Source organism: Bradyrhizobium sp. CB3481 (assembly GCF_029714305.1).
In the GTDB taxonomy this organism is placed as follows: domain Bacteria; phylum Pseudomonadota; class Alphaproteobacteria; order Rhizobiales; family Xanthobacteraceae; genus Bradyrhizobium.
Genome location: NZ_CP121647.1, coordinates 6097617 through 6113678, shown reverse-complemented (window position 1 = coordinate 6113678; position 16062 = coordinate 6097617). Strand labels below are relative to the sequence as shown.

General features: G+C 63.9%; 14 protein-coding genes. 5 read left to right on the top strand and 9 right to left on the bottom strand.

Annotated elements, in window-relative coordinates; translation table 11 throughout:
- Positions 1-8: 8 nt before the first annotated feature.
- The 9 genes from QA643_RS29805 to QA643_RS29765 all read right to left on the bottom strand — a co-directional run bounded on the left by QA643_RS29805 (position 9) and on the right by QA643_RS29765 (position 10646).
- Entirely contained in the window at positions 9-1115 is a 1107-nt protein-coding gene (locus tag QA643_RS29805) for a dipeptide ABC transporter ATP-binding protein (protein WP_283029231.1), read from the bottom strand.
- Between the two features lie 163 nt (positions 1116-1278).
- On the bottom strand, positions 1279-2268 hold the full coding sequence (locus tag QA643_RS29800) for an ABC transporter ATP-binding protein (protein WP_283029230.1): 990 nt from the start codon (positions 2266-2268) through the stop codon (positions 1279-1281).
- Positions 2265-2975, bottom strand: coding sequence for a DUF1028 domain-containing protein (locus QA643_RS29795; protein WP_283029229.1), 711 nt, complete (start codon positions 2973-2975; stop codon positions 2265-2267). Before QA643_RS29795 ends, QA643_RS29800 begins: the two co-directional genes overlap by 4 nt.
- 14 nt (positions 2976-2989) lie before the next feature.
- Entirely contained in the window at positions 2990-4795 is a 1806-nt protein-coding gene (locus tag QA643_RS29790) for a gamma-glutamyltransferase family protein (protein WP_283029228.1), read from the bottom strand.
- Positions 4796-4898: 103 nt separating this feature from the next.
- Positions 4899-5897: an ABC transporter ATP-binding protein gene (locus QA643_RS29785; RefSeq protein ID WP_283029227.1), complete on the bottom strand. Its 999-nt coding sequence runs from the start codon at positions 5895-5897 to the stop codon at positions 4899-4901.
- Positions 5894-6883 carry an ABC transporter ATP-binding protein gene (locus tag QA643_RS29780; RefSeq protein ID WP_283029226.1) on the bottom strand — a complete coding sequence of 330 codons (990 nt, stop codon included), beginning with the start codon at positions 6881-6883 and terminating at the stop codon, positions 5894-5896. Before QA643_RS29780 ends, QA643_RS29785 begins: the two co-directional genes overlap by 4 nt.
- Positions 6880-7851: an ABC transporter permease gene (locus QA643_RS29775; RefSeq protein ID WP_283029225.1), complete on the bottom strand. Its 972-nt coding sequence runs from the start codon at positions 7849-7851 to the stop codon at positions 6880-6882. Before QA643_RS29775 ends, QA643_RS29780 begins: the two co-directional genes overlap by 4 nt.
- A 12-nt stretch (positions 7852-7863) precedes the next feature.
- Complete coding sequence (locus tag QA643_RS29770) at positions 7864-8844, bottom strand: ABC transporter permease (protein ID WP_283029224.1); 981 nt, start codon at positions 8842-8844, stop codon at positions 7864-7866.
- 206 nt (positions 8845-9050) lie between these two features.
- Positions 9051-10646, bottom strand: coding sequence for an ABC transporter substrate-binding protein (locus QA643_RS29765; protein WP_283029223.1), 1596 nt, complete (start codon positions 10644-10646; stop codon positions 9051-9053).
- A gap of 189 nt (positions 10647-10835) precedes the next feature.
- Here QA643_RS29765 and QA643_RS29760 point away from each other — a divergent pair, with 189 nt between their 5' ends.
- The 5 genes from QA643_RS29760 (at position 10836) to QA643_RS29740 (ending at position 15970) form a co-directional block, all read left to right on the top strand.
- Complete coding sequence (locus QA643_RS29760; protein ID WP_283029222.1) at positions 10836-12089, top strand: FAD-dependent oxidoreductase; 1254 nt, start codon at positions 10836-10838, stop codon at positions 12087-12089.
- Between the two features lie 115 nt (positions 12090-12204).
- Complete coding sequence (locus tag QA643_RS29755; protein ID WP_283029221.1) at positions 12205-12459, top strand: DUF6489 family protein; 255 nt, start codon at positions 12205-12207, stop codon at positions 12457-12459.
- Between the two features lie 66 nt (positions 12460-12525).
- Entirely contained in the window at positions 12526-13260 is a 735-nt protein-coding gene (locus tag QA643_RS29750; protein ID WP_283034973.1) for an alpha/beta hydrolase, read from the top strand.
- Positions 13261-13416: 156 nt separating this feature from the next.
- The gene (locus QA643_RS29745) at positions 13417-14964 is read left to right on the top strand and encodes a wax ester/triacylglycerol synthase family O-acyltransferase (protein WP_283029220.1); all 1548 of its coding nucleotides are present in this window, start codon (positions 13417-13419) and stop codon (positions 14962-14964) included.
- A 10-nt stretch (positions 14965-14974) separates the two neighbouring features.
- The gene (locus QA643_RS29740) at positions 14975-15970 is read left to right on the top strand and encodes an alpha/beta hydrolase (protein WP_283029219.1); all 996 of its coding nucleotides are present in this window, start codon (positions 14975-14977) and stop codon (positions 15968-15970) included.
- Positions 15971-16062 lie beyond the last annotated feature (92 nt).

Sequence of the window (16062 nt, the reverse complement as noted above, 5' to 3'; positions counted from 1 at the left end):
GTTCACGATTATCCTGCGGGCCGTATTCCTGACCTATCAACCCCGGCGCGGCCCGCACCTTCCGTGCCGCCGCTGAAGGCGGCGACCAATTTCTCCAGCACCGGCGAGAAGCCGCCATCGGCAGGAACGATGGCCCCGGGCGGCGGCAATTCGGCGGTGCGGTGGCACGCCGTGGCGTGTCCCGTGCCGTCTGCGAGCAGTGGCGGAACTTCCGTGCGGCAGCGCGCGATGACGTAGGGGCAGCGGGTATGGAAGCGGCAGCCGGCGGGCGGGTTGAGCGCGCTTGGCATCTCCCCCTCCAACACGATGCGGCTGCGCTTGGCCTGCGGTTTTGGCACGGGAATGGCCGACAGCAGCGCGCGGCTATAGGGGTGGCGCGGCGCGGCGAACAGGCTCTCGGCATCCGCGGTCTCGACGATGCCGCCGAGGTTCATCACCGCGACGCGATCGGCGATGTGTTTGACGACCGCGAGATCATGGGAAACGAAGATGTAGGCAAGGCCGAGCCGGTCCTGCAGGTCGCGCAGCAGATTGAGGATTTGCGAACGGATCGAGACGTCGAGCGCCGATACCGGCTCGTCGCAGATGATCAGCTTTGGCTCAACCGCGAGCGCCCGCGCAATCGCGATGCGCTGGCGCTGACCGCCCGAGAATTCGTGGGGATAGCGGCGGGCAAAGCGCGGCTCGAGGCCAACCAGCCGTAATATTTCCTCGACCCGCTCGCGACGCCGTGCCGCCGGCACCAGATCGTGCAGCGCCAGCGGCTCGGTCAGGATCTGGCTCACCGTCATCCGCGGATTGAGCGAGGCATAGGGATCCTGGAAAATGATCTGCGCATTACGGCGGAACGCACGCAGTTCGCTTGCATTCAGCGTGCCGAGGTCGCGGCCTTCAAAGCGAACGGTGCCCGCGTCAGGTTCGATCAGCCGCAGCACAAGCCGGCTCACCGTGGACTTGCCGCAGCCGGATTCGCCGACCAGCGCCAGTGTCTTGCCGGCCTCCACGGTGAAGCTGACGCCGTCAACCGCCTTCACGTAAGCGGTCGGCCGGCCCAGCACGGAACGCGCGGCGACGAAATGTTTTACGAGGCCTTCGACTTCGAGCAGCGCGGTCATCGCCGACACTCCTCGTGTCCCGCGCGCGGCGCAGCGCCTCTTGGCGTTGCGCTGCAGAACCGGGACCCATGTCGCAGGGGCCCGCAGATGGGCCCCGGTTCTGCGGCGCACCACTGCGCTACGCTTGTGCTGCGCCGCGCCCGGGGAACGGAGAGAAGCGCGGTCATGACACCAGCTTTTCCAGCGGCGCGCGGATGCAGCGCGAGGCGTGGCCAGGACTTACGATCGCCAGCGGCGGTCGCGCGGCAGTGCAGCGCTCGACGACAAAGGGGCAGCGTGCAGCAAAACGGCAGCCGGCGGGCGGATTCGCCATGTTCGGCACCATGCCTTCGATCGTCGCCAGATGCGCGGTGCGGCGGTCGAGCCGCGGGATCGAGCCGAGCAGGCCGACCGTGTAGGGATGCTGCGGATTGGCGAAGAGCTCATCGACCGGTGCGCGCTCGACGATCTCGCCGGCATACATCACCGCGACTTCGTCGCAGACCTCGGCGACCACGCCGAGATCGTGGGTGATCAGAATGATCGCAGCGCCCGAGGCCGCCTTCAATTCGCGCATCAGATCGAGGATCTGCGCCTGCAGGGTGACGTCGAGCGCCGTGGTTGGCTCGTCCGCGATCAGAAGGCGAGGATCGCAGGCCAGCGCCATTGCGATCATCACGCGCTGGCGCATGCCGCCCGAGAGCTTGTGCGGATATTCATCGATCCGCTTGTCGGGCGAGGGGATGTGGACGTGGCGCAGCAGCTCGATCGCCCGCTCGCGCGCCTGTCGCCGCGATCCGCCGCGATGGCGCAGGATGGTCTCGATGATCTGGTCGCCGATGGTGAAGCTCGGATTGAGCGAGGTCATCGGCTCCTGGAAGATCATCGCGAGGCGGTTGCCTCTGAGATCGCGCAGCGTGTCGTCGGGGACATCGAGCAGGTCGAAGCCGTCGAAACGGATCGAGCCGGAGACCTCGGCCGAATGCTTCGACAATAGCCCCATGATCGCGAGCGAGGTCACGCTCTTGCCGCAGCCGGACTCGCCGACGAGGCCCAGTGTTGCGCCATTGGCGACGCTGAGATCGACGCTGTCGACCGCATGCGTGGTGCGGCCGTCATCGCCATGGAACAGGACGCGCAGTCCCTCGATCTCGATCAGCGGGCTCGCGGTCATGCCTTACCCGTCGTCGCCGCTTCGAGGCGTGCATCGATGATGGCGCGGTCGGTGATCCCGGCCGGGTTCTTCCGTGTCGGCAGGAAAGGACGGAAATGCACCCAGCGCTCGCGGCTCACCTGCTCCAGCCGCTCGAGTTCGGCCAACGGGTCGGTGTGGTCGTCGACGCGCAAGTCGAGGTCGGACCATTCCTCCTCGCCATGGATCAGGAGCGCCGCCGACTGCTTGCCGCGCTTGTCGCCACCGGCGGCTTCACCGGCCTTCATCGCCGCGATCAGCCGTTGCGCAAAGGGCAGGGCGGCGTTGGCGGTGTAGGCTCTTGCGGTGTCGCCAAGCACGGCTGCACTCGCCAGCATGTTGCCGGCGAGGGAAAAGCCGTCGCCCTGGATGTGACCGCACCAGTCGATGCATTCCTTGCCGGTATGCGCGGCGATGCGGCCCTTACTGTCCATGACGTGGAGCTGCCGGGCCTCGCGGCCGGCGTCGCTCGCGATCAGTGTATCGATCACCTCGCGCGGGCTGCGGCCTTCACGCAACAGCTTCACGCCGTCGATGCCATAATAAGGGTTGACCAGCGCCTGTGTCGCGATGCCGCCGATCCCCGGCGCAATATGCGGCACGCGCGCGCCGACCGCGAAGAATCTGGTCGCAACCGCGATGCCGATCTGGCCGGTTGCGGGATCGCGGGCGATGATCGACCAGGTCATCCTGTCTCGTTCCCTTACCGCCCCGCCGCGTAGCCCTGCATGCCCCGGGGATTGGCGGCGGCGCGGCGGCGGCGGCCAACCTTGGATGCCGCGGTGAGGCGACCTTCCGACCACTCGGGACCGATCTCGACGACATGGCCGCGGCTCTTCAGCGTATCGACCGTCGCCTTCGGCACGCGGCTTTCGAGCACGAGCACGCCGGGACGCGCGGTGCGCGGCCAGAACGAGATCGGGAAATGTTCGGAGTGCCATGCGGGCGCGTCGATCGCTTCCTGCAGGTTCAGCTTGGCATGGACGTGGCGCAGGAAGAATTGCGTGGTCCATTGATCCTGCTGATCGCCGCCGGGCGAACCCCAGGCCATGTAGGGTTCGCCGTCGCGCAGCGCCATGGTCGGCGACAGCGTGGTGCGCGGCCGCTTGCCGGGCGCCAGCGCCGCCGGGTGATCCTCTTCCAGCCAGAACATCTGCGCGCGGCTGCCGAGGCAGAAGCCGAGTTCGGGAATGACCGGCGAGGATTGCAGCCAGCCGCCGGACGGCGTTGCCGAGACCATGTTGCCGGCCTGGTCGATGATGTCGAAATGCACGGTATCGCCGCGCACCTCGCCGAAGCGGCCGACGGTCGGCTCGCCCGCGCCCATGGCGCCGACCGCCTCGCGATGGCCATCGGCCCGGCGCAGCTTGACGACCGAGCCAAAGCCTTCCACCGAACCCGGAATGAAATCGAGCGAAGCCTTGTCTTTGGAGATCAGCTTGCGGCGCTCGTCGTTGTAGGCATCCGACAGCAAAGTCGCGATCGGGATATCAGTGAATTTGGGATCGCCATAAAACTTCTCGCGGTCGGCGAAGGCGAGCTTGGCGCATTCGATCTGCAGATGGATGAAGTCGGGCCCTGCGGGATCGAGGCCGTCGAGTTCAAAACCCTTCAGTAGCGCGAGCTGCTGCAGCATCACCGGGCCCTGGCTCCAGACGCCGGGCTTGCAGACGGTATAGCGGCCATAGTCGTAGGTCAGTGGCGCCTCGACGGTCGGCTGCCAGCGCGCCATGTCGTCGGCGGAGAGCACGCCGCGGTGCGGCGAACCGGAGACGTCCATCACTTCTTGGGTGCGGCAGAACTTGTCGATTGCCTCCGCTACAAACCCCTGCGACCAGGATTTGCGTGCGCGCTCGATCTGCGCGACGCGGTCGCCGCCGGCGCTTTCGGCCTCCCTGAGGATCCGGGCGTAGGTTTCCGAGAGCTTTTGGTTGGTGAACAGCGTGCCCGGCCTCGGCACCTCGTTGTTCGGCAAATAGACGGCGGCCGACGTCGTCCAGTGCTTGCGGAATAATTGCTCGACCACCTGAATGGTGGCGGAGGCGCGCTCGACCAGCGGATAGCCGTCGCGGGCATAGGCAATCGCGGGCTCCAGCACGTCGCGCAGCTGCATCGTGCCGTAGTCGCGCAGCAGCAGCATCCAGGATTCGAACGTGCCGGGCACGCAGGCGGCGAGCAGCCCGGTGCCGGGCACCATTTCCAGGCCCTCGCTCTTGTAATGCGCAATCGTCGCCTTCGCGGGCGCCGGTCCCTGGCCGCAGATCACTTCGGTACGGCCGCGTTTGACGTCGTGCACGATAACAGGCACGTCGCCGCCAGGACCGTTCAGATGTGGCTCCACCACCTGCAGGGTGAAGGCGGTGGCAACCCCGGCATCGAAGGCGTTGCCGCCTTTTTCAAGAATGCTCATGCCGACGGCGGTCGCGATCCAGTGGGTGGAAGTCACAACGCCGAACGTGCCTTCGATTTCCGGCCGTGTGGTGAAGGGATCGGGATTGATGTTGCTCATGGGAATCCAATGCCGGGCTGCTATCGCGATGCTGGCGCACTTGACCACAGCCGAGGCTGGATGCCAACCGCTGGGATGCCACGCATTGCTCCCATCCCCGTGATCATACCGCGGCGGCGGTTTCAACCGGATGGTTGACGGCGTGGCAGGCGACGCCGTCGATCAGCGCGGGGGCCTGCTTGCGGCAGAGATCGAAGGCCAGCGGGCAGCGCGGATTGAAGGCGCAGCCGGGCGGCGGATCGATCGGATTGGGAATCTCGCCCTTGACCGGAATGCGCTGGCGGCCGGACATCGCCAGATCCGGGACCGCGCCCAGCAGCATCCTGGTGTAGGGCATCCGCGGATTGGCGAACAATTCGCGCCCTTCGGCGATCTCGACGATGCGGCCGAGATACATCACGCCGATCCGCGTCGCCATGTGGCGGACCACGGCGAGATTGTGGCTGATGAAGAGATAGGTCAGGCCGAACTTGTCCTGCAGGTCGCGCATCAAATTGAGGATCTGCGCCTGCACCGAAACGTCCAGCGCCGAGGTCGGCTCGTCGCAGACGATGAATTCGGCTTCCGAGGCGAGCGCCCGGGCGATTGCGATGCGCTGGCGCTGGCCGCCGGAAAATTCATGCGGATATTTCAAGCCGTCATCGGGATGCAGGCCGACCAGGCTCAACAATTCGCCGACGCGCGCGGCAATGTCGCGCTCGCCCTGGATCAGGTCGAAGGCGCGGATCGGCTCGGAGACGATGGCGTCGACCCGGAAGCGCGGATTGAGGCTCGCATAGGGGTCCTGGAAGATCATCTGGATGCGGCGGCGCAGCCGCTGCCGCGCCTGGGCCTGCCGGGGATCTGTCATCGATACACCGTCGATCATGACGTCGCCCGAGCTCGGCGGCAGCAACCCCACCACCATCCGCGCTACCGTCGTCTTGCCCGAGCCGGATTCGCCGACCAGCGCGAAGGTCTCGCCTTTTTTGATGTCGAAGGTCACGCCGTCGACGGCTTTTAGGAATTCGAGATGGCCGCCTTCGAGGACGCGGTTGAGCCACGGCTTCGAGACGTCGAATACACGGCGCAGGTTTCGCACGTCGACAAAGGAGGCCGTCATGCTGCGGTCTCCTTGACGGGTGCGGTATCGTAGAGATGGCAGGCCACCGCGTGCGAGCCCTGCTTGAGCGGCTCGGGCCGATCGACGCGGCAGCGATCGAAAGCGAAGGCGCAGCGCGGATTGAACGAGCAACCGGGCGGGATCGCCGACAGCCGCGGCATCGAGCCCGGAATCTGCACCAGGCGTTTCTCTTCACCGGCGAGCGTCGGGATCGCCCCCATCAGGCCCTTGGCGTAGGGATGCAGCGGGTTCTGCACGACGTCCTGCACCGGGCCGATCTCGGCGATCCGCCCCGAATACATCACGGCGACCCGGTCCGACGTTTCGGCGATCACGCCCATGTCGTGGGTGACCAGCATCACCGCCGTGCCATGGTCGCGCCCGAGCCGCTTGATCAGCGAGATGATCTGCGCCTGCACGGAGACGTCGAGCGCCGTGGTCGGCTCGTCGGCGATGATCAGCTCCGGCTCGGCGCAGATCGCAAGCGCGATCACGACGCGCTGGCGCATGCCGCCGGAGAACTCGTGCGGATACGCGTCGATGCGCTTCTCCGGCGCGGGGATGCCGACTTCGGCGAGCAGATCGATGGCGCGCTTGCGCGCCGCGGTCTCCGACAGATTCATGTGGGTGCGGATCGTCTCGACGATCTGGTCGCCGATCCGATAGAGCGGATTGAGGCTGGTCAGCGGGTCCTGGAAGATCATGCCGATCCGCTTGCCCCTGACGCGGCGGATTTCCTCCGGCGGCAGATGATCGATGCGCGTGCCCGACAGGTAAATCTCGCCGCCCGAGATACGGCCGGGCGGATCGATCAGCCCGATCACGGCAAGCCCCGTGACGGATTTGCCGGCGCCGGATTCGCCGACCACGCCGAGCACCTCGCCCTTGGCGATATCGAAGGAGACGCCGTTGATGGCGCGCAGCGTCTCGCGGCGGGTGAGGAATTCGACCTCGAGATTGCGAACGGAGAGGACGGGCGTGGTCATCGGAGCTTTGGGTTGAGCGCGTCGCGCAGCCAGTCGCCGAGCAGGTTGATCGCGAGGATCAGGCCCGCCAGCGCGATGCCGGGGAAGGCGACGATCCACCATTCGCCGGCGAACAGATAGTTGTTGCCGATCCGGATCAAGGTGCCCAGCGAGGGCATGGTGTCGGGCATGCCGGCGCCGAGGAACGACAGCGTCGCCTCGGTGATGATGGCGAGCGCCAGGTTGATGGTCGCGATCACGAGGATGGGGCCCATCGTGTTCGGCAGCACGTGCCGCAGCATGATTTTTGGCGCGGGCAGGCCGATCAGCTGGGCGGCGGCGACATAGTCCTTGTTCTTCTCGACCATGACCGAGCCGCGCACCGTGCGGGCATATTGCACCCAGAAACTCAGGCCGATCGCGATCACCAGCACGCCAAGCGTACTCATCGCATCCAGCCGGTTGCCGAGCACGGATTTGGCAACGCCGTTCACGAGCAGCGCGATCAGGATCGCAGGGAAGGTGAGCTGAACGTCGGCGATGCGCATGATCAAGCCATCGACCGCGCCGCCGACATAGCCCGCGATCAATCCGAGGGCGATGCCGAGCGTGCCGGCAAAGAGTACGCCGAGCAGGCCGACGATGAGCGAGATTCGCAGGCCGTAAAGAATGGCGGAGAACACGTCGCGGCCCTGTTCGTCGGTGCCGAGCAGGAACGGGCTCTGTCCCTCGGCGGTCCATAGCGGCGAAATCCGCGAGTTCATCAGCTGCAGCTGCGCCGGATCGAACGGGTTTTGCACCGCGAGTTGCGAGGCAAAGATGGCCAGCAGGAAGAAAAGAACCGTCACGGCGGCCGCCACCATGGTCATGCGCGAACGGCGGAACGAATAGAAGATGTCGCTGTCGAGCGCGCGTTTCAGCCAGCTTATGCCCGCACGCGACTTCGGCGCGTTCGGCTCAACTCGGTGGGGGACAACGGCGTCGGACATCGGATTTCTCGCCTATGCCGGACTGCGGATGGTCGAGCGCAGGCGCGGATCGACGACCGTGTAGAGGATATCGACCACCAGATTGATGGTGACGAAGATCAGCGAGACCATCAGCAGGTAGGCGGCCATGATCGGGATATCGACATTCTGGACGGCCTGCACGAACAACAATCCCATGCCGGGCCATTGGAAGACGGTTTCGGTGATGATCGCAAATGCAATTACCGAGCCAAATTGCAGGCCTGCAACGGTGATGACGGGGACCAGCGTGTTCTTCAGGGCATGGCCGAAATGGATCGCGCGCGTGGTCAGGCCGCGGGCGCGGGCGAAGCGGATATAATCGGTACGGAGCACTTCGAGCATTTCAGCGCGCACCAGCCGCATGATCAGGGTCATCTGGAACAGACCGAGCGTGATCGAGGGCATGATCAGCGCCTTCAGGCCGGACAGGGTGAGCAGTCCGGTGGTCCACCAGCCGATCCGCACCACGTCGCCGCGGCCGAATGAAGGCAGCCAGCCCAGCGTCACCGAGAACAGGTAGATCAGGAGAATGCCGATCAGGAAGGTCGGCAGCGAGATTCCGATCAGCGACACCGCCTGGAAGAATTTTGTGAGGATCGTATCGCGCCGCAGCGCCGAATAGACCCCCATCAGGATGCCGAACACCATGGCAAACACCGTGGCGCACGCGGCCAGTTCCAGTGTCGCCGGCATCCGCTCCATCAGAAGGTCCGAGACCGGCTGCCGGAACTGATAGGACACCCCGAACTTGAACTGCGCGGCATTGCCGAAATAGCGCGCGAACTGCACCGGCACGGGATCGTCGAGGCCAAGCGACTTGCGTACCGCCTCGCGCTCGGCCGCCGGCGTGTCCAGGGAGACGATCTGGTTCACGGGGTCGCCGGCGAAGCGGAACATCGAGAACGCGATGACGCCGACCGCGATCATGACGCCGATGGCCTGGATTGCGCGGCGAAGAGTGAAAGCGAGCATGGATTCCTTTCACTGCTCTCTCGAGCATGCTTCAACGGAGTTGAATCATGCTCGTCGTTCAGCTTCTTGTTTTGAGCATGATCTTTCGGGAAAACCGGTACCCACTTTTCCGGATCATGCTCTGCTGCGGCGGCTGACGTCGCTGTCGTCTGGAAACGAAAAGTCCCGGAAGCTGTGACGCCACCGGGACTTGGTGTTGACGCCTGCTAGTCCTGTTTGGTCGCCCAGTACAGCAGGACCTGATTGTCGGCGCGCTGCGTCAGCTTGACCTTTTTCGACACGCCCCAGGCCAGCGCCTGCTGATGCAGCGGGATATAGCCGAAATCCTTGTCGAGGATCTGGTAAGCGCTCTTGATCATCTGATCACGCTTGGCGGTGTCAGGTTCCTGCAAAATCTTGTCGGTGAGCGCGTCGATTTCCTTGTTGCAATAGCCGCTGAGATTGTTCTCTCCGCGCGAACTCTTGGGATCGTCGCGACAGCCGATAACGTCGTAGAGCACGTTGTGGGAATCGAGAGTGCCGGGCGTCCAGCCCAGCAGGAAGAACGACGTCTGATAGCCGCCCGACTTGAGAACCTTGGCGAAGTACTGCGCCTTGGGTTGCGCGAGGAGGTCGACTTTGACGCCGATCCGGGCCAGCATGCTCACCACCGCCTGGCAGATCGGGGCATCGTTGACGTAGCGGTCGTTGGGGCAGTCCAGGCTGACTTCGAAACCGTCCGGGTAGCCGGCCTCGGCCAGCAGCTTCTTGGCGCCGTCAGGATCGAATTTCGGCCGAGTGAAGTCCTTGGACAGCGCAAATAATTGCGGTGCAATCATCAGTGCTGATGGTGTGGAAAGGCCGCGCATCACGCGGGTCTTGATCAGCTCGATATCGATTGCCTTGTAGAATGCCTCGCGAACGCGAACGTCCTTGAAGGGGTTTTTGCCCTTGATGTTGGAATACAGCAATTCGTCGCGAAGCGTGTCCATGCCGAGAAAGATGGTGCGAAGTTCCGGTCCCTTCAGCACCTGCGCATTGGGGCTGGAATCCACGCGTGTGATATCCTGGATCGGAACTGGCTCGATGACGTCGACTTCGCCCGACAGCAAGGCCGCTACGCGCGTGGCGGCGGAGCCGATCGGCGTGAACACGATCTCTTTTAGATTGTGCTCCGGCTTACGCCACCAGTTCGGGTTTGCCTTGAACACCGTTTTCACCCCGGGCTGATGGCTCTCGATGATGAACGGACCGGTGCCGTTGGCGTTGAGCGAGGCAAAACTTGGCGAAGTGGCTGCTGCTGGAGTCGGGGCGACCGAATTGTTCGCCTCGGCCCATTTCTTGTCCATGATGTACCAGGTGTCCCACTGCGAATGCAGAATGGGATTTGGCGAGGTCAGGATGAAGTCCACGGTGTAGTCGTCGACCTTGACGACCTTGGCATCGGACGGAATGCGGGTTGGAAGATTCGAGCCCTTGGCACGAACGCGCTCCGCGGAGAACACGACATCGTCGGCAGTGAAGGGGTCGCCGTTGTGGAATTTGACGCCCTTGCGCAGATGAAAGCGCCAACGCGTCGGTTCCGGGGTTTCCCAGCTTTCCGCCAGGGCGGGGACGATCTTCAGGTCCTTGTCGCGGGCGATTAGACCCTCATAGGCGTGCCCAAGATGGGCGTGGGTGGTGGTCTCGTTGAGCGTGTAGGGGTCGAGCGATTTGAGATCGCCCTGGTTGGCGTAGCGCAGGGTCTGGGCCGATGCCGGCACTATTGCCAGGGCAAAAATGGAAGCCGTGGCCGCTGCAAGCAAAGTCTGACGTACCGACATCTGTTGGATTTCCCGCTTTGATCAGCAATTTAACGGCCGATATTGCCGAGCCATGTTGCCAGAGTCCAGCCGCCGCGCAAGCATCATTATCCCGCACTGCATGCCAGTTTGCGCGGCGGTGCGGCAAAGACTAGGTTGCACCTTAAGGCGTGCGCGCGAGCACGTGACATTGAACTTTCGGAGTGTTGGATGGCGGAACTGAAGGCCGACGTTCTCGTCCTCGGTGCGGGCATGGTCGGCGTCAGCGCCGCCCTGCATCTGCAAAAACGTGGCCGGAACGTGGTGCTGATCGACCGGCACGAGGTTGCCGGCGAGGAGACCAGCTATGGCAATGGCGGGTTGATCGAATGCGCCTCGGTTTTTCCCTACATGTTTCCGCGCAATGTTGGCCAGATCCTGCGCTACGCGTTTCTGCGTGCGCCGCAGGTCAACTACCATTTCAGGGATTTGCCGGCCTTCCTGCCCTGGCTCACACGCTATTTCCTCGCCTCATCGCCGGACCGTGCACTGCACAGTGCAAAGGCCGAACTGCCGCTGATCCAACGCAGCCTGATCGAGCATGAGGCCTTGATCGAGGAAGCCAACGTGCCGGACCTGTTGCGGCGGACCGGCTGGATCAAGCTGTTTCGCTCGGAGGCGACGCTTGCGGAGGCGCTGAAGGATCTCAAGCGCGCCGGCGAGCATGGCGTCACCGGTGAGGTGCTGGATGGACCCGCGGTGATCGCGCGTGAGCCGCATCTGACCGGCGAATTCAGCGGCGCGATCCATTTTCCGGCACCGGGGTTCGTGCCCGATCCCGGCGGGCTGGCCAAGGCTTATGCGGCGCTGTTCGGCCGCAAGGGCGGACGCTATCTGGTCGGCGATGGGCGAACCCTCGAACAATCCGGCGGCCGGTGGAAAGTCGCGACGCTGGAAGGCACGATCACGGCGCGGGATGTGGTCGTGGCGATGGGGCCGTGGTCCGACCAGATCTTCAGGCCGCTCGGTTATGCGATCCCGCTTCAGGTCAAGCGCGGCTATCACCTGCACCTCAAGCCGCGCGGTAACGCCATTCTCAATCATCCCGTGCTGGACACCGATCTCGGCTTTCTATTGGCCCCCATGAACCGCGGCATCCGCCTGACCACCGGCGCGGAGTTTGCCCACCGCGACGCACCGCCGACGCCGGTCCAGGTCGAACGGGCCCTGCCGCGGGCGCACAAACTGTTTCCGCTCGGCGGACCGGTCGACACCAAGCCCTGGATGGGCGCGCGACCCTGTCTGCCAGACATGTTGCCGGTCATCGGCAAGGCCCCGCGCCACAGCGGGCTGTGGTTCGATTTCGGCCACCAGCACCACGGCCTGACGCTCGGGCCCGCCACCGGCCGCCTGCTGGCGGAAATGATGACCGGTGAAACCCCGTTTGCCGACGTCAGGCCTTTTGCCGCCGAACGCTTTGGTTGACCATATCGGGAATTGAGGAGACCGGGGCCCAGCTCTTTTCCTTGCGCAAGTCTTTTCCTTGCGTAATCAGGGTCATCGTGGCGATACTGCAAGGAAGCCAGCAAGAGGAGCGGTCATGAAAGTTAACGTAGAAATCGATTGCACGCCGCTGGAGGCCAGGCAGTTCTTCGGATTGCCCGACGTCTCGCCGATGCAGACCGCCGTGATGGACAAGATGCAGCAGCAGGTGATGGCCAATATCGAAAAGGTCTCGCCGGAGTCGCTGATCCAGAGCTGGTTCACGTTCGATCCGAAGATCGCCGAGCGGTTCCAGGATATGTTCGTGACCATGACCGGTCTCGGCGGCATGGGTTCGAAGGACAAGAAGTAAGTGACCATCGCGGAGGGCGGGGTGGCGACGGAAGAACAAAAGCTTCGGCCGCCGAGCCTTTTCCTCATGCTGGCCGAGGCGAGGGGCCTGTTCGAATTGAATTCGAGCCTCTTGCTGTCGCCGCTGCTGCTCCGCGCGCCGAGGGGCGATGGCCATCCGGTGCTGGCGCTGCCGGGCTTTCTCGCCAGCGATATCTCGATGGCGCCGATGCGGCGCTATCTGAAAGAACTCGGCTACGATGCCCATGCCTGGAACATGGGCCGCAATCTCGGCGGTGTCGCGTCCAAGCGCGGCGCGTTGTGCGAACTTCTGCGGCGCACGTATGAATCCACTGGTCGCAAGGTCAGTCTGGTCGGCTGGAGTCTCGGCGGCGTCTATGCGCGAGATCTCGCGCTGCAGGTGCCGGAGATGGTGCGCTCGGTGATCACGCTCGGGAGCCCGTTTGCTAACGACATCCGAGCGACGAACGCCACGCGGCTCTACGAGGCGCTGTCAGGAGAAACCGTCGACGACCATCCGGAAATCCTTGAGGCGATCGCCGGCGATCTGCCGGTGCCGGCGACTTCGATCTATTCGCGCACCGACGGTATCGTGAACTGGCACACCAGCCTGTTGCGTCCCTCCGCGACCGCCGAAAACATCGAAGTATACTTCGCCAGCCATATCGGGCTCGGCGTCAACCCCGCCGCTTTGTGGGCGGTAGCCGACCGTCTGGCGCAGGCGGAGGGAGAATTTAAGCATTTTGACCGATCGGGACCATTTGCCATTGCCTATGGCCCCCCTGAAAATGCACAATCCTGAACCAACGCCCCGATTTTAAGGGCATGATCCCGAATGGTCCCACCCTGCAATTGATGCGGGATGGCTAGCAGCCTTCGGATATGCTCCAATAACAAAGACATTCCAGACGCCAGAAGCGCCGCCAAGGCGCCGCGTTTTCTACTGCGGGAGGAAAAAATGGCGGACGCCAAGAAGCTGTCTTCGCTCGACGCGTCGTTTCTGTATCTGGAAACGCCTGAAATGCCGATGCATGTCGGCAGCATGGCGATCTTCCGCCTGCCCGAAGGCTACAAGGGCAACTTCTTCGAAGAGTTCAAGGCGATGATAGCCTCGCGGCTGCACATCGCGCCGATCCTGAAAGCGCGCCTGGAGAAGGCGCCGCTCGATATCGATCATCCCTCCTGGGTCGAGGACGACCAGTTCGACATCGACCGCCACATCTTCCGCGCCAGCCTACCGGAGCCGCGCGACCGCGCGACGCTGGAACGCATCGTCGGCTGGATGCACGCAAAGCTGCTCAACCGCGCCCGCCCGCTCTGGGAGTTCTATGTCTTCGAAGGCATGAAGGACAATGAAGTCGGGCTTTACTCCAAGATGCATCATGCCTGCATCGACGGCGGCGCGGGCGCCGCGCTCACCAGCATGATTTACGACATCACGCCGGTGCCGCGTGAGGTGGACCCGCCGGCGGCGCGCAAGGTGGCGCAGGAGCCGCGCGACATCGCCGCCAATTTGATCGATTCCTACCAGCAGCTCTGGACCCAGCCGTTCGACGCCAAGGCCGCGCCGAAGAGCCTCGAACTGCCGCGCACCGGCAAGAGCGATCTCGGCTCGATCCTGTTCGACAACGCCATGTTCCAGATTGAAACTGCGGTGAAGTTTGCGGCCAGCGTGCCGACGGTGCTGAAGTCTCTATCCGACGTCGTCGGCAAGATTTCCGATCCCAAATCGCGCGATAGCCTCGTGAGCATGGCGTCGCCGCCGACCATCCTCAACAAGACCATCTCTTCGGAGCGCAGCTTTGCCGGCGTCTCGATCTCGCTGTCGCGTGCCAAGGCGCTGGCGAAAGCATCCGGCGGTAAGCTCAACGACGTCGTGCTGGCGCTTTCTTCAGGCGTGGTCCGCCGCTATCTACTCAGCCAGGGCGGCCTGCCGAACAAGTCGCTGACGGCGGCGGTGCCGATCTCGCTGCGCGAGGAGGGCAATGCCGACGCCAACAACCAGGTGTTCGGCATGATCTGCTCGATCGCCACCAATGTCGACGACCCCAAGACGCGGCTCGAGACCATCATCGCGCAATCGACCAAGTCGAAGGAGATGTCGCATCCGCTGCGCGCCCTGATGCCGCAGGTCTCCAATCTCTCGATGCTGGGCGCGCCGATCGTGACGCAGATCCTCGCGCTGCTGTACAGCCGCTCCAACCTGTCCGACGTGCTGCCGCCGGCAGCCAACATCACGGTCTCCAACGTGCCCGGGCCGCGGCAGACGCTGTATGCGGCCGGTGCCGAGCTGTTGCACATTTTCCCGGTGTCGATCTCCACGCACGGCATCGCGCTCAACATCACCGTGCAGAGCTACCGCGACCAGCTCGATTTCGGCTTCATCGCCGGCGCCAACATCATTCCGCATGTCCAGGTTCTCTGCGACATGCTGCCGGCCGAGTTCGACGCGCTGGAGGCGGCCTACGCGCCGCCGCCGTCAGAAATCAAGGGCGCCGCCGAGTAGGAATTTTCCGATGATTGAAATGCCGCCGCTGCAATTCGCCCAGGTGAACGGAATTCGCATGGGCTTCTATGAAGCAGGACCCAAGTCCGACACACCGCCGGTCATCCTTTGCCATGGCTGGCCAGAACTGGCGTTTTCCTGGCGTCACCAGATCAAGGCGCTGAGCGAGGCAGGCATCCGCGTGATTGCGCCGGACCAGCGCGGCTATGGCGCGACCGACCGCCCCGAGGCGGTCGAGGACTACGACATAGAGCATTTGACCGGCGACCTCGTCGGCCTGCTCGATCATCTCGAGATCAGCAAGGCGATCTTTGTCGGTCACGACTGGGGCGGCTTCATCGTCTGGCAGATGCCGCTGCGGTATCTCGATCGCACCGCGGGCGTCGTCGGCGTCAATACGCCTCACATGGACCGCGCGCCGGCGGATCCCATCGAACTGTTCCGCATGCGCTTTGGCGACCAGATGTATATCGTGCAGTTTCAGGACCCGGCGCGCGAACCCGATCGAATATTCGGCAGCCGGGTCGAGCAGACCTTTGATGCCTTCATGCGCAAGCCGGTGCCGCGCAGCGACACTGCGCCCGCAGACAAGCCGGTCGCCGGCGTCGGCGCCTCGCCTAGGCTCAACCTGGCGTTTCCGCAAATGATCGCCGGCTACGACGCCAAACATGATCCGCGCACGCCGATCCTGAGCCCGGAAGAAAAGAAGGTGTTCGTCGATACCTTCACGAAGACCGGGTTCACTGGCGGCATCAATTGGTACCGCAACATGTCGCGCAACTGGCAGCGTTCGGAGTGGCTGGACCACACCGTGCGGGTACCGTCGTTGATGATCATGGCCGAAAACGATCACGTGCTGCCGCCATCGGCCGCTGACGGCATGGAGAAGCTCGTCCCCGATCTCGAGAAATACCTCGTGCGCGACAGCGGCCATTGGACGCAGCAGGAAAAGCCTGATGAGGTCAGCGCCAAGCTGATCGAATGGCGTAGGAAGCGGTTTGGTTGAGCGTCATTCCGGGGCGATGCGAAGCATCGAACTATGGTGCGCAATTGCGCACCTGAGAATCTCGAGATTCCGGGTCTGGTCCTTCGGACCAT

Coding starts and splice junctions, on each gene's coding strand:
- QA643_RS29805 (WP_283029231.1), bottom strand. CDS start 1,115: ATGACCGCGCTGCTCGAAGTCGAAGGCCTCGTAAAACATTTCGTCGCC.
- QA643_RS29800 (WP_283029230.1), bottom strand. CDS start 2,268: ATGACCGCGAGCCCGCTGATCGAGATCGAGGGACTGCGCGTCCTGTTC.
- QA643_RS29795 (WP_283029229.1), bottom strand. CDS start 2,975: ATGACCTGGTCGATCATCGCCCGCGATCCCGCAACCGGCCAGATCGGC.
- QA643_RS29790 (WP_283029228.1), bottom strand. CDS start 4,795: ATGAGCAACATCAATCCCGATCCCTTCACCACACGGCCGGAAATCGAA.
- QA643_RS29785 (WP_283029227.1), bottom strand. CDS start 5,897: ATGACGGCCTCCTTTGTCGACGTGCGAAACCTGCGCCGTGTATTCGAC.
- QA643_RS29780 (WP_283029226.1), bottom strand. CDS start 6,883: ATGACCACGCCCGTCCTCTCCGTTCGCAATCTCGAGGTCGAATTCCTC.
- QA643_RS29775 (WP_283029225.1), bottom strand. CDS start 7,851: ATGTCCGACGCCGTTGTCCCCCACCGAGTTGAGCCGAACGCGCCGAAG.
- QA643_RS29770 (WP_283029224.1), bottom strand. CDS start 8,844: ATGCTCGCTTTCACTCTTCGCCGCGCAATCCAGGCCATCGGCGTCATG.
- QA643_RS29765 (WP_283029223.1), bottom strand. CDS start 10,646: ATGTCGGTACGTCAGACTTTGCTTGCAGCGGCCACGGCTTCCATTTTT.
- QA643_RS29760 (WP_283029222.1), top strand. CDS start 10,836: ATGGCGGAACTGAAGGCCGACGTTCTCGTCCTCGGTGCGGGCATGGTC.
- QA643_RS29755 (WP_283029221.1), top strand. CDS start 12,205: ATGAAAGTTAACGTAGAAATCGATTGCACGCCGCTGGAGGCCAGGCAG.
- QA643_RS29750 (WP_283034973.1), top strand. CDS start 12,526: ATGCTGGCCGAGGCGAGGGGCCTGTTCGAATTGAATTCGAGCCTCTTG.
- QA643_RS29745 (WP_283029220.1), top strand. CDS start 13,417: ATGGCGGACGCCAAGAAGCTGTCTTCGCTCGACGCGTCGTTTCTGTAT.
- QA643_RS29740 (WP_283029219.1), top strand. CDS start 14,975: ATGATTGAAATGCCGCCGCTGCAATTCGCCCAGGTGAACGGAATTCGC.